Here is a 12,735-nt window from a genome sequence, read left to right as displayed (position 1 = left end):
CGGGCGGCCTTCGGCGCTGCGGGCCGGACGCGGCGCGCGCGCTTCGCCCCCAGGACGGTGGCCGCCTCCGCGGTTGCCGCCGTTGCGGCCACCGGGCGCGCCCCGGCCGTTGCGGCGGCCGAAGCCGCGTTCTTCGTCGTCTTGCGGCTCGGGCTCGGCCGCCACGCCCACCGGCGGCGTCCAGCCGTCGACCGTCTTGCGTTCGATGGTTTTCTTGATCAGGCGCTCGATGGCCTTGAGCAGCTTGATCTCGCTGCTGTCGACCAGCGAGACAGCCGCGCCCGTGGCGCCGGCGCGGCCGGTGCGGCCGATGCGGTGCACGTAGTCTTCGGGCACGTTGGGCAGTTCGAAATTGACCACCTGGGGCAATTGATCGATGTCCAGGCCGCGCGCCGCGATGTCGGTGGCCACCAGGACGGCCACGCTGCCGTCCTTGAAGCCGGCCAGCGCGCGCGTGCGCGCCGATTGGCTCTTGTTGCCATGGATGGCGGCGGCCGACAGGCCGTCCTTGACGAGTTTTTCGGCCAGGCGGTTGGCGCCGTGCTTGGTGCGGGTGAAGACTAGCACCTGGTGCCAGCCGCTTTCACGGATCAGGTGGCTGACCAGGTCGCGCTTGTGGGCCTGCTCGACGATGTGCACGGTCTGCGTGACCAGCTCGGTGGCGGTGTTGCGCGGGGTCACGGAGACCTCGCCCGGATCGTTCAGCACGCCGCGGGCCAGCTCGCGGATCTCGTCGGAGAAGGTGGCCGAGAACAGCAGGTTCTGGCGTGACTTGGGCAGCAGGGCCAGCACCTTGCGGATATCGCGGATGAAACCCATGTCCAGCATGCGGTCGGCCTCGTCGAGCACCAGGATCTCGACGCCCGAGAGATCGACGGTTTTCTGGCCGGCGTGGTCCAGCAGACGGCCAGGCGTGGCCACCAGGATGTCCAGGGGCTTGCGCAGGGCCGTGATCTGCGGGTTGATGTTCACGCCGCCGAACATCACCATCGAGGTGAGGCCGGTGTGCTTGCCGTAGACCTGGACGGACTCGGCCACCTGGGCGGTGAGCTCGCGGGTGGGGGTCAGGATCAGGCAGCGTGGCCGGCCGGCCATGCGCTTGGCGGGTTTGCGCTGCGACAGCAGATGCAGGATGGGCAGGGTGAAGCCGGCGGTCTTGCCGGTGCCGGTCTGCGCGGCGGCCAGCAGGTCGCCGCCGCGCAGCACCTGCGGGATGGCCTGGGCCTGGATGGGCGTGGGCGCGGTATAGCCGGTCTCGGCGATCGCACGCAACAGGGAATCAGCCAGCCCGAGGTCGGCAAAAGAAGAAGAGGTAGTCAAAAACAACTCCAGCGGCAGCCTGTCGCTCAAGTTGAGAGACTCCAATCCAGGCGGACGAACGAGGAGAAAACGGGATAGGCAGGGCGGATGCCCGGCCGGCGGCAAGGCGCCTTGGGACGTGTGCCGATTGGCAATGCACACAGAGCAGGAGTGTAACCGATGCGCCCGTTGCCGATAGACTAAGCTGTAACAAGACGCGATACATTTGTATGGGCCTTTGGTGCTGTAATGCGTGGGTTTTCACCTTGGGGTAACACTATGAGAACGATGCGTGTGCTGGCTTGGACTTGGCTGATGTCCCTGACGGTCCTGCTGTCCGGCTGCGGCTACAACAGTATGCAGGCGGCCGATGAGCAGGTGAAAGCCGCCTGGTCTGAGGTGTTGAACCAGTATCAGCGCCGCGCCGATCTCGTGCCGCAGCTGGTCAAGGTGGCCGACGCCTATATGACCCACGAGCGCGATGTGCTGACCCAGGTCACCGAGGCGCGCAGCAAGGTCGGCAGTGTGCAGATCACGGCCGACCAGCTGGAAGATCCCGCGGCCCTGCAGCGCTTCCAGCAGGCGCAGGCCGCCCTGTCCTCCTCGCTCTCGCGCCTGATCGCGGTGTCGGAAAACTATCCCCAGCTCAAGGCCGATGGCGTGTTCCGCGACCTGCAAGTCCAGCTCGAGGGCACCGAGAACCGCATCGCCGTGGCGCGCGGACGCTATGTGCAGTCCGTGCAGGCCTACAACGTGCTGGTGCGCCAATTCCCGGGGGTGATCACCGCCAAGATCTTCGGCTATTCGCCCAAGGCCAATTTCGGCGTCGAGAACGAAGCCGCGATTTCCAGGCCGCCGGAAGTGAAGTTCAGCAATGAATCTCGCAAGCAATAAGGGCTGGCTGGCGGCGCTCGCCTGGGCGCTGTCCTGCCTGCTGTGGCTGGCCGGGCCGGCTCAGGCCCAGGTGGCCAAGGAGGTGCCGGTGCCCGCGCTGTCCAAGCGGGTCACAGACCTGACGGGCACGCTGGATGCCGGCCAGCAACAGGCGCTGGAGACCCGGCTGGCCGCGCTTGAAGAGCGCAAGGGCGCGCAGGTGGCCGTCCTCATCGTGCCCACCACGGGGCCCGACACGATAGAGCAGTTCGCCACCCGGGTTTTCGACCAATGGAAACTGGGGCGGCAGAAGGTCGATGACGGGATTCTCTTCGTCGTGGCCAAGAACGATCGCACCCTGCGTTTCGAGGTGGGCTATGGGCTGGAGGGCGCGGTTCCCGACGCCATGGCCGGGCGCATCATCCGTGAGCAGGTGGTGCCGCACTTCAAGCAGGACGACTACGCGGGCGGCATCGAGGCCGGGGTGGATGCGCTGATCAAGCTGATCGACGGCGAACCGCTGCCCGCGCCGGCTGCGCAATCGGACAGCGGCGGCGGCAGCGGCTTCGAGTGGGGCGACCTGCTCGACGTGGGGATGTTCCTGCTGGTGGTGCTGATTGCCGCCCCGCCCATCATCGGCGCGCTGGTCGGTGGCGTGGCCGCCGGCTTCATGAGCGGCAGCCTGCTGATCGCGGCCATCGCGGCGGTCATCGTGGGCGGCCTGAGTTTCCTGCTGGGTGTCACCGGCCTGAAGAAAGCCTTCCTGAGCCGTGGCGGCCGAGGCGGCGGCGGAGGCGGCGGTTTTGGCGGCGGCGGCGGCTGGGGCGGCGGCAGCAGCGGGGGCGGCGGCTTCGGCGGCGGGGGCGGCAGCAGCGGCGGCGGCGGGGCCTCCGGGCGCTGGTAGCCGCGCCTAGGCGACCACGTCCAGGCCCTCGCGCGACATGGCCGCCAGCTTGGGCATCAGGCCCAGCAGATGGCGGCTATAGGCGTGCCGCGGCGCCGTGAACAGGGTTTCGGTTTCGGCGACCTCCAGCAGTTCGCCATGCCGCATCACGCCCACCCGGTCGCACATCTGCCGGATGACCGGCAGGTCATGGCTGATGAAGAGCATGGTCAGGCGTAATTGCTCTTGCAGGTCTTTCAGCAGGTTGAGGATCTGGGCCTGGATGGACACGTCCAGCGCCGAGGTCGGCTCGTCGCAGATCAGAAAGCGCGGCCGCGTGGCCAGCGCCCGCGCGATGCAGATCCGCTGGCGTTGCCCGCCGGAGAACTCGTGCGGAAAGCGCTGCGCGGCCTGCGGGCCCAGGCCCACCACGTCGAGCAGGTCGGCCACGATGCGGCGCGCCTGCGCCTCGCTGTCGGCCAGGTGATGAAAGCGGATGGGCTCGGCCACGATGTCCAGCACGCGCATGCGCGGATTGAGCGAGGAATAGGGATCCTGGAACACCATCTGGATCTGGCGCCGGAAGGGATTGCGCGCTTTTTCGTCCTTGATGGCCGTCAGGTCGCTGCCATTGAACCAGACCGTGCCCGAGGTCGGCTGGTAAAGGTTGGAGATCAGGCGCGCGACGGTGGACTTGCCCGAGCCGGACTCGCCCACCAGGCCGAAGACCTCGCCCTCGCGGATGGCGAAATTGACGTTCTTCACGGCGTCCAGCGTGCGCTGGTTGCGCTTGAGGAAGGCCGGGCGCAGCACGAAGCGCATGCCCAGGTCGCGCACTTCGACCAGGGCGCCCTCGCCCGTCTGGCCGAAGTCGCGCCGCTGGCCCAGCCAGTGCGTGGACAGGTCCACCGCGGCCGTGGGCTTGCGCACATCCTCGATATAGGTCACCAGCGGAAAGCGGCGCAGCTTGATGTCGGGCCGCGGCACGGCGGAGATCAGGCTGCGGGTGTAGGGATGATCCGGGTCGCCCAGGATCTTGGCGGTGGGCCCTTCCTCGACCAGCTTGCCGCGGTAGAGCACCGCCACGCGGTCGGTGATGTCGGCGATCACCCCCATGTCGTGGGTGATGATGATCATGCCCACCTGCCGCTCCTTGCACAGCTTGCGCAGCAGATCGAGGATCTGGGCCTGGATGGAGACGTCCAGCGCCGTGGTGGGCTCGTCGGCGATGATGACCTCAGGCTCGCAGCAAAGCGCCAGCGCGATCACCACGCGCTGGCGCATGCCGCCGGAAAACTGGTGCGGGTATTGCTTGACCCGCAGTTCGGGCTGGTCGATGCCGACCTGCCGGAGCATATCGACGGCGCGCCGGGCGCCGTCGGCGGCCGATACGCCCAGGTGGACCTGCATGGTCTCGACCAGCTGGCTTTCCACGGTCTGGAGCGGATCGAGCGAGGTGAGCGGATCCTGGAAGATCATGCCGATGCGCCGGCCTCTCACTTTGCGCTGCTCATGCCGGGGCAGGCCATCGATGCGCCGGCCCTCCAGGCTGATCTGGCCGCCGGTCAGGCGGCCGGGGGCTTCCAGCAGGCCGATGACGGCATTGCCTATCGTGGATTTGCCCGCGCCGGACTCGCCCACCACGCCGAGGATCTCACCCTTGTCCAGCGCCAGCGAGACATCGTCGATGGCCACCAGGGTGCCGCGGCGGCTGGGAAATTCGATGCGGATATGGTCGATGTTCAGCAGTGCCATGTCCGGACCTCAGCGCAGCCTGGGGTTGAGCGCATCGCGCAGCCAATCGCCCAGCAGGTTGACCGACAGCACCAGGACGACCAGCGCGATGCCGGGGAAGATCGAGATCCACCACATGCCGGAGAACAGATAGCTGTTGCCAATGCGGATGAGCGTGCCCAACGAGGGGGCGGTCGGCGGCACGCCCACGCCCAGAAACGACAGCGTGGCCTCGGTGATGATGGCGATGGCCAGGTGGATGGTGGCGATGACCAGCACCGGTCCCATCACATTGGGCAGGATATGGCGCCGCAATATGGTCAAGGGGCCGATGCCGATCAGCTTGGCGGCCTGCACATATTCTTTGTTGCGCTCGACCAGCGTGGAGCCGCGCACCGTGCGCGCGTACTGCACCCAGCCTGAGATGCCGATGGCGAAGATCAGCACATAAAGGGCCAGCTGGTCGTGCATGTCGCGCGGCAGCAGGCCGCGGGCCACGCCGTCGATCAGCAGCGCCACCAGGATGGTGGGAAAGGACAGCTGCACATCGGCGATGCGCATGATGACGCTGTCCACGCGCCCGCCGGCATAGCCGCTGATCAGGCCCAGCGAGACGCCCAGCACCATGGAGAAGAGCACCGAGGCAAAGCCCACCAGCAGCGAGACCCGCGCGCCATACAGGATGGCCGAAAGGATGTCGCGTCCCTGGTCATCGGTGCCCAGCAGGAAATCGGGCGAGCCTTCGTCCATCCACGCCGGCGGGGTGTTGGCGTCCATGATGTTCAGCGACGCCAGGTCGAAGGGGTTGTGCGGCGCGATCAGCGGCGCCAGCAAGGCGCCCAGCACGATCGCCAGGGTGAGCGAGGCCGAGACAATGGCCCCGGGCGAATGCTTGAAGCTGTGCCACAGGTCGCTGTCGGCGGCGCGGGAAAAAAGCGGTGCGATACGGGCGATCATACGGCTTCCTATTTGCTCTGCACGCGCAGGCGCGGATCGACCGCGAAGTACAGCAGATCGACGACCAGGTTGATGACGACGAAAATGAAGGCGATCAGGATCAGGTAGGCCGCCATCACGGGGATGTCCACCATGCTGACCGACTGGATGAAGAGCAGCCCCATGCCGGGCCACTGGAAGACCGTTTCCGTGATGATGGCAAAGGCGATGATGGAGCCCAGCTGCAGGCCCGTGATGGTGATGACGGGCACCATGGTGTTTTTCAGCGCGTGGCGGAAATTGATCAGGCGCTCGGGCAGGCCGCGGGCGCGCGCGAACTTGATGAAGTCGGTGCGCAGGACTTCCAGCATCTCGGCGCGCACCAGGCGCATGATCAGCGTCATCTGGAACAGCGCCAGGGTGATCGCCGGCATGATGAGCGCGGCCAGTCCGGACGGCGTGAGCAGGCCCGTGGTCCACCAGCCGAGGCTGAGCACCTCGCCGCGCCCGAAGCTGGGCAGCCAGCGCAGCTGCACGCCGAAGACCAGGATGAGCAGGATGCCGATGAGAAAGGTGGGCAGCGAGATGCCGGCCAGCGACAAGGCCATGAAGGCCTTGGACAGCAGGCCATGGCGCCTGAGCGCGGTATAGACGCCCATGGGGATGCCGAAGGCCAGCGCCATCACGGCCGACACGAAGGACAGCTCCAGCGTGGCCGGGAAGCGTTCTTCGAGCAGGTCGGCCACCGGCCGGCGATGGCGATACGAAATGCCGAAATCACCGCGCGCGGCATTGCCCACGAAGCGCGCGAACTGCACCACGAAGGGGTCGTTCAGGCCCAGTTCGGCGCGCAGCTGTTCGCGTTGCTGCGGTGTGGTGTCCTGGCCCACCATGCTGGCGATCGGATCACCCACATAACGGAACATGGCAAAGGCGATCAGCGCCACCGCCAGCATGACGATGAGCGACTGAAAAAGGCGCCGCGTAATGAAACCAAGCATAGTGGGGCCCTGGAAAATGTGGCTACGAGAGGGACTGCCCCCGGGACGGGCGGCGGTCTGCGCCGCCGTTGCGTCCGTTTCCCGGCGTCGTCAGGGCATGACGACGTTGCGCAGGTCCAGCACGTCGTCGGCGCGCTGTATGACCTTGATGCTGTCCTTCACGCCCCAGGACATGGGCTGCTGGTGCAGCGGCAGATAGCCGAAGTCCTTGCGCACGATCTCGAAGGCCTCCTTGATCATGGCATTGCGCTTGGCCTGGTCGGTCTCCACCCCGATCTTGGTGGTGAGCTCGTCGACCTTTTTGTTGCAGTAGCCGCCCAGGTTGAACTGGCCGGCCGCCGTCTTGGCATCGCGGCAAGCCGCCAGGTTCAGGAGCGCGTTGTGCGCATCGGTGGAGCTGGGCGTCCAGCCGAGCATATACATGCTGGTCTGGTTGCCGGCCTGCAGCAGGATCTTGCCGAAGTACTTGGACTTGGTCTGCGCCAGCAGGTTGATCTTGATGCCGACGCGGGCCAGCATGCCGGCCACGGCCTGGCAGACTTTCTCGTCGTTGACGTAGCGGTCGTTGGGGCAGTCCAGCGTGACGGTGAAGCCCTTGGCGTAGCCGGCGTCGGCCATCAGCTTCTTGGCGCGCTCGATGTCGGGCTTGGTCGGCGCGCCATAGGATTCATCGTAGCCATTGATGGCGGTGGCGATGAGCGAGCCCAGCGGCTTGGCCGCGCCCCGCATGATCTTGTCATTGATGGCCTTGGTGTCCACCGCCAGGACCACGGCTTCGCGCACGCGGGGGTCCTTGAAGGGGTTCTTGCCCTTGACGTCGGAAAAGAGCAGTTCGTCGCGGTCCTGGTCCATGCCGATGAAGATGGCGCGGGCCTCGGGGGCGGACAGCGGCTTGACGCCCTTGGCGTCTTCGAGCCGCTTCCAGTCCTGGACCGGCACGGGCTGCACGATGTCCATCTCGCCCGAAATCAGCGCGGCCACGCGCGTGGCTTCCTGGGTGATGGGCTGGAAGATCACCTCATCGACGTTGGTCTTGATCTTCTTGTCCCAATAGCCATCAAAGCGCTTGAGCACGGTCTTCACGTCGGGCTGGCGCTCGACCAGCATGAAGGGCCCGGTGCCGTTGGCATTGAGGTTGGCGTAATTGCCCTGGTTGTCGCCCTTGACGTTGGTGGCCTCGGTGGTCTTGTTCTTCTCGGACCAGCTCTTGCTCATGATGTAGAGAAAGGTCCACTCGCGCACCAGGATGGGATTGGGCGTGGGCGTGGTCACTTCGATGGTGTAGTCATCGATCTTCTTGATGTCGCTGGCCTTGGCGCCGTAGCCCTTCATGTCCGATCCAGGCGTCAGGCTGCGCTTCCAGGAGAAGATCACGTCGTCGGCCGTGAAGGGCGAGCCATCATGGAATTTGACGCCCTGGCGCAGCTTGAAGATCCACTTGGTGGGCTCGGGATTGGACCAGCTCTCGGCCAGCATGGGCACCAGCTTGAGGTCGCCGTCGTAGCCGGCCAGCGTCTCGTAGATATTCCCCTGGAAGCCGAGCGTGAAGGTCTCGTTCAAGGCCATGGGGTCCATGGACGTGGCGTCGCCCTGGTACGACCAGCGCAGCGTCTTGGCCTGGGCGGCGCTGCCCAAGGCCGCGGCGCCCAGCGCCAAGGCCAATGCCGAATATTTCAATGCAGATTTGATACGCATAGCCCTTGTACTCCGTGTAGTGCGCGAGGCGCGACAGTGGCAGGGCCGGCCGCGTCGGGCGGCCGGGTAAGGCGTACTGCTTAGAAACTGGGAGGGTCGGCAGAAGCGCCGGCGGATACGCCGCGGCAGGCGGCGGGTGTGGCGGAGGACTTCACGGTAGAGCGGCCCCTTGTGCTGTGGCGCCAGGGATCGGCCCGCGCCTCTGTGTAGGCGAATCTTATAGAGGCGGTCGTTTAAGCGTCAATCGTTTTGGATTGGGGTTATCACCCGGTATCCGCACCGTGTCGGACCGGATCAGCAAGGAGGTCCGCCAGGGCCGCGATCTGCTGTTTGCGCCGGTCGTCATCGACATAGCCGTCCGCCAGCGCCGACCATTCGGGGCGGCTGCGCGCTTCTTTCAGCGGCGGCGGCAGCGGCCCGCTTTGCCACTGCGCGGCCTGGGGCAGGACGATGGGCGAGCGCGCGGCGTGGCCACGGCGCTCCAGCGCCTCGATGAGCTGCTGCTGACGCAGCGCCAGCAGGCGCAGCACGTTGTCGTCCACGCTCAGTTCGCGGTATCCGCGCAGTTTGCCGGACAGCCGCTTGCCCAGGCGGTCCACGCCCTGCCAGAGGCTGCCGGCGGCCGCGCCGATCAACATTCCCGTCCCGAGACTCAGGCCGGCCGAGAACAGGTCCACGGCCGCGCCAGCCATGGCGCCGGCGGCCGCGCCCATGCCCAGTTGCACGCCCATGTCCTTGAGCGCCTGGGGATGGAAAAGATCCATGCCGAAACGCTCGCCCTGCAGGGGCAAGGCGTCGGCGCGGTAGTCATCGCGATGGAAGTGGTAAAGCGACAGCAGCGCCCGGACGCAAGCCTGCTCGCGGCCGCGCACCTTGTCGCGCAATGCGTGCAGCGTTTCCTGCAGCGCCTGCGGGGGGCTGGGCAGGTGCAGGGCGGCGGCGTCGACGAGCAGCTCGGCGGCCAGGCGGTAGGCCGCCTGCCGGCGGGCGGCGCGTTCGTCGGCCAGCGCGGCCGATATGCCGGCCAGCATGGCCGCATGGCGGTCCAGCAGCACGGCCAGGCGGGCATAGAGCTGCTGTTCGCCGTCCAGCGGCGGCGCCACCGTGTCGTACTCCAGCACCGCGTGCAGCCCCAGGCGCGACATGGCATCGCGCCATTCGGCGGCCCGGTGGCCGGGCGCGTGCACGAAGTTCAGCACTGGCAGCAGCGGCCGCGCGCAGGCCGCCAGCAGGGCCAGCTCGTCGCGGTGCTTGCTCAGCACCGGGTCGCGCGCATCGATGACGTAGAGGCCGGCATCGCAGTCCAACAGCTTGTTCAGCACCCGCGCTTCCTGTTCGTAGCGGCCGTGGGCTTCGGGTGAATCCAGGAAGCGGCGGATGCGCGCCGGCCCGTCCAGGCGCTCGGACAGAGGCGCGATATGGTCCAGGTATTCCAGCAGGGCGACGCTGTCCTCCATGCCCGGCGTGTCAAACCACTCGATGGCGCCGTGGCCGCGCAGCAGGGTGCTCTGGACGTGGCGGGTCGTGCCGGCGGCGTCGGCCACCTCGCCGAAATCCGGGTCGCGCGTGAGCGTGCGCAACAGCGAGGTCTTGCCCGTGTTGCTATGGCCGACGACGGCAAGGCGCAGACGCTCAGCCATCCGGCCCCCGCTCCAGCCACAGCAGCGCCGGCTCGTCCTCGGCCAGGATGGCCGAGCCGGGCAACCCGGCGGCCTGCAGGCGTTCGCGCCATTGGGCCAGGCGCTCGCCCTGGCCCACGAGCCAGATGCGGGTCTGGCCGGCGTGGGCCGACAGCGAGGCGATCAGGGCCAGCGCGCCACGGTCCGGCGTCTGGCGGGTATCGCAGGCCAGCAGCAGGCGCGAGGCCGGGCTGGCCGCCAGGGCGTCGAGCAGCGCATTGCGTTGTTCTCGCGTGTCCAGGTTGCCTGCGTCGAAGACCGCGTCGGTTCCGGGCGCGGGCCGGCCCTGGTCGGCCGGCAGCTCCAGGCTGGCATAGACCGGCCTGCCGGCGATGGCGCCGGTATTGCTGATGCGGGGGGTGTGCAGCGGGTCGGCCGGGCGGTCCACGCCGCTGGCCGGCGCTGTCGGGGTGAGCCGGTCGCGCAGCGCGGCATAGCCGGGCAGCGACGCATCGATGCGCAGCCGGCCCAGCGCCCGGGCGCTCATGGCCAGGCAGACCAGGGCGGCCAGCAGGCGCGGCACGATGCCCCAGCACACCATCATGCCGATCAGCCAGACCGACCACTGCACCTGGGCGGCGGCCGGCAGGATCTGCTGTCCGTCGCTGGCGCGCACCATGGCCGGATCGGGCAGGCTGAAGCCGAACTGGGCGGGCAGCCAGCCGGCCCAGGCCGTCAGGCGCACGAAGGCCTCGGGCGAGAGCAAGGTAGTGGCCCAGACGAAGCGGTAGCTGGCCGTGGAGAGAATGACGATGAGGGTGCCCAGGGCCGCGCACAGCGCGGCCAGCCACAGCAGGTGGCTGACCGTGCCCAGCAGCCAGCGCAGCGCGCCGGCGCGCGCCAGCAGGTTGAGCAGCGCCTGGGGGACGAGGGCGCTGTCGGGGCCGCGCGCCAGCTTGCGCGTGATCCACAGCCAGGCGCGGCCCAGGCCGGTGGCGCGCGCCGCGGGCAGGAGAAAACTCGCCAGCCAGAGCACGAACATGAGCGCATGCAGGCCCAGCAGCGCGCCCAGCGCCCACAGCACGTTGACCGGACGCGACCCGTCGCCCAGGGCGCCATAGGCCACGCCCGCGCCCGTGGCCAGCACGAGGAGCATCAGCACGATGAGGGCCAGCACCGCGCCCTGGCGCCAGTGCGCCAGGACGGTGTCCAGGCCTTCGCGGCGGGCCAGCAGCAAGGCGCGCCAGAGCACCCGGGCGGGGAAATCGCCTTCGGCCTGGCGCGCCCGGCGCGCTTCGTCGCGGTCTTCGAGGGGGCCCCAGTGCTCTTCGCGCAGCCGCAGGGCCTCGGCCAGCCATTGGGCCGTCAGGCCCCCGGGGGAGGCGGTCATCCGGCCGTGCCGAACCAGCTGTCCAGGCGCTGGCGCGCCTGCGCCTTGACCTGGTCATTGATGGTGAAGGCCACGGTGGCCAGGGCGGCGGTCATGACGGTGAGGTCGTCGGTATAGCCGACCAGCGGCGCGAAATCCGGCACCGCGTCCAGCGGCAGGATGAAATAGCCCAGCGCGCCGTAGATCACCCGGCGCGCCCACTTGGGCGTGGCGGGGTCTTGCAGGGCGTAATAGAGCCAGAGGGCTTTTTCCAGGACCTGGCGGCCGGAGGCCTTGGCGTGGCCGCCGAGCTTGTGCCAGAAACGGCGCTCGGAATAGGCGTTTTCGTAGGAGGTGGATGCCGAAGCCATATCGATTCCCGTGAACAAGGCCGCGCGCGGGGGCAATGCGGATATAGACCCGTTTCCATTGTAGACGGTTCCCCCTGGGGGACGGAGTCAGCGGCCCTGCACGTAGCGCCGATAGGCGCCCGGTGTGGCGCCCATCAGCTGGCGGAAGCTGCGGCTCAGGTGGCTGGCATTGCCGAAGCCGACGCGCTGGGCGATGCCGGCCAGGTCCAGCCGGCTGACGGCCAGCAGGTGGCGGGCCTGTTCGACGCGCCGGCGCTGCACCCAGGCATGCGGGGTCTGGCCGAAGGAAACGGCGAACATGCGCGCGAAATGATAGGTCGACAGCATGGCCACGCCGGCCAGTTCATCCAGGCTCAGCGGCGAGTCCAGGTGGCTGTCGATGTAGTCGCGCACGCGGCGGCGCACCGCGGGCGCCAGGCCGCCCTTGGGCGCGCTTTCCTGGCGCCGCGCGGTGCCGCCGGCCAGCAGATGGTGCAGCAGCGTCTCGGCCGCGCTGCTGGCGGCCAGGCGCTGGGCCGGATCGCTCCAGTTGCTGCCCAGCAGCTCGCGGCAGGCCTGGGCCAGCTCGGGCGCGTGGATATAAGTCTGGTCGCGCAGCTCCAGGCTGCGGGGCTCGCGGTCCATGCGCAGGACGGCTTCACGGCCCAGGCGTTCCGGCGCGATATACAGGTGCAGGAAGCGCACTGGCCCGTTCATGCTCCAGCGCGATCGGTGTTCATCGGGCAGCACGCAGAATTTGCCCGCGCCGCCAAAGCCGCTGTTGCCCACCCGGAATGATTGCTCGCCGCCTTCCAGGTAGAGCGACAGAGTGTGATGGCCGGGCGCCTCGTAGCCCAGCACTTCGTGGCCGCCGCGATGCCATTGCGCGGCGGCCAGCCCGGCGCCCAGCGGCGTGGCGCGCTCCAGCGTCGCGGCCGAGGCCGACAGCGTGCGGTAGACCGAAAAGGCGGTGGGG

At 68.1% G+C, this 12,735-nt stretch carries 11 protein-coding genes; 2 read left to right on the top strand and 9 right to left on the bottom strand.

All coding sequences use genetic code 11. The features are described 5' to 3' along the window. The coding region (locus tag AXA74_RS14405) for a DEAD/DEAH box helicase (RefSeq protein ID WP_248845114.1) at window positions 1-1,320 on the bottom strand (1,320 nt) is incomplete at its 3' end. Window positions 1,321-1,587: 267 nt separating this feature from the next. Between AXA74_RS14405 and AXA74_RS14400 the strand changes: the two genes are divergently transcribed. Together AXA74_RS14400 and AXA74_RS14395 are read left to right on the top strand one after the other, a co-directional pair. Continuing rightward, entirely contained in the window at window positions 1,588-2,193 is a 606-nt protein-coding gene (locus AXA74_RS14400; protein WP_029577787.1) for a LemA family protein, read from the top strand. Next, a complete protein-coding gene (locus AXA74_RS14395) occupies window positions 2,174-3,076 on the top strand; it encodes a TPM domain-containing protein (RefSeq protein ID WP_032957640.1) in 903 nt (300 codons plus the stop codon). The genes AXA74_RS14400 and AXA74_RS14395 overlap by 20 nt, the downstream gene beginning before the upstream one ends. 6 nt (window positions 3,077-3,082) lie before the next feature. On the opposite strand, the gene AXA74_RS14390 is transcribed toward AXA74_RS14395, so the two are convergent. From AXA74_RS14390 to AXA74_RS14355, 8 genes are all read right to left on the bottom strand, one after another. Then, entirely contained in the window at window positions 3,083-4,810 is a 1,728-nt protein-coding gene (locus AXA74_RS14390) for a dipeptide ABC transporter ATP-binding protein (RefSeq protein ID WP_032979422.1), read from the bottom strand. Between the two features lie 9 nt (window positions 4,811-4,819). Next, complete coding sequence (locus AXA74_RS14385) at window positions 4,820-5,746, bottom strand: ABC transporter permease (protein WP_029577784.1); 927 nt, start codon at window positions 5,744-5,746, stop codon at window positions 4,820-4,822. Window positions 5,747-5,754: 8 nt separating this feature from the next. Next, window positions 5,755-6,726, bottom strand: coding sequence for an ABC transporter permease (locus AXA74_RS14380; RefSeq protein ID WP_029577783.1), 972 nt, complete (start codon window positions 6,724-6,726; stop codon window positions 5,755-5,757). A 90-nt stretch (window positions 6,727-6,816) separates the two neighbouring features. Beyond that, entirely contained in the window at window positions 6,817-8,421 is a 1,605-nt protein-coding gene (locus AXA74_RS14375; RefSeq protein ID WP_029577782.1) for an ABC transporter substrate-binding protein, read from the bottom strand. Window positions 8,422-8,684: 263 nt separating this feature from the next. Continuing rightward, window positions 8,685-10,061, bottom strand: a complete 1,377-nt coding sequence (locus tag AXA74_RS14370; protein ID WP_029577781.1) for a GTPase/DUF3482 domain-containing protein — start codon at window positions 10,059-10,061, stop codon at window positions 8,685-8,687. After that, window positions 10,054-11,430 (bottom strand): DUF2868 domain-containing protein, encoded by a 1,377-nt coding sequence (locus AXA74_RS14365; protein ID WP_032957648.1) that lies wholly within the window; start codon window positions 11,428-11,430, stop codon window positions 10,054-10,056. The genes AXA74_RS14370 and AXA74_RS14365 overlap by 8 nt, the downstream gene beginning before the upstream one ends. Beyond that, window positions 11,427-11,780 (bottom strand): YkvA family protein, encoded by a 354-nt coding sequence (locus tag AXA74_RS14360; protein ID WP_029577779.1) that lies wholly within the window; start codon window positions 11,778-11,780, stop codon window positions 11,427-11,429. Before AXA74_RS14360 ends, AXA74_RS14365 begins: the two co-directional genes overlap by 4 nt. An 87-nt stretch (window positions 11,781-11,867) precedes the next feature. Next, on the bottom strand, window positions 11,868-12,656 hold the full coding sequence (locus AXA74_RS14355) for a helix-turn-helix domain-containing protein (protein WP_029577778.1): 789 nt from the start codon (window positions 12,654-12,656) through the stop codon (window positions 11,868-11,870). Window positions 12,657-12,735: the final 79 nt, after the last annotated feature.

It is taken from the genome of Bordetella hinzii LMG 13501 (assembly GCF_001548475.1).
In the GTDB taxonomy this organism is placed as follows: domain Bacteria; phylum Pseudomonadota; class Gammaproteobacteria; order Burkholderiales; family Burkholderiaceae_B; genus Bordetella; species Bordetella hinzii.
Note: the sequence above shows the minus strand (reverse complement) of the source record. Positions and strands in the feature narration are given on the sequence as shown.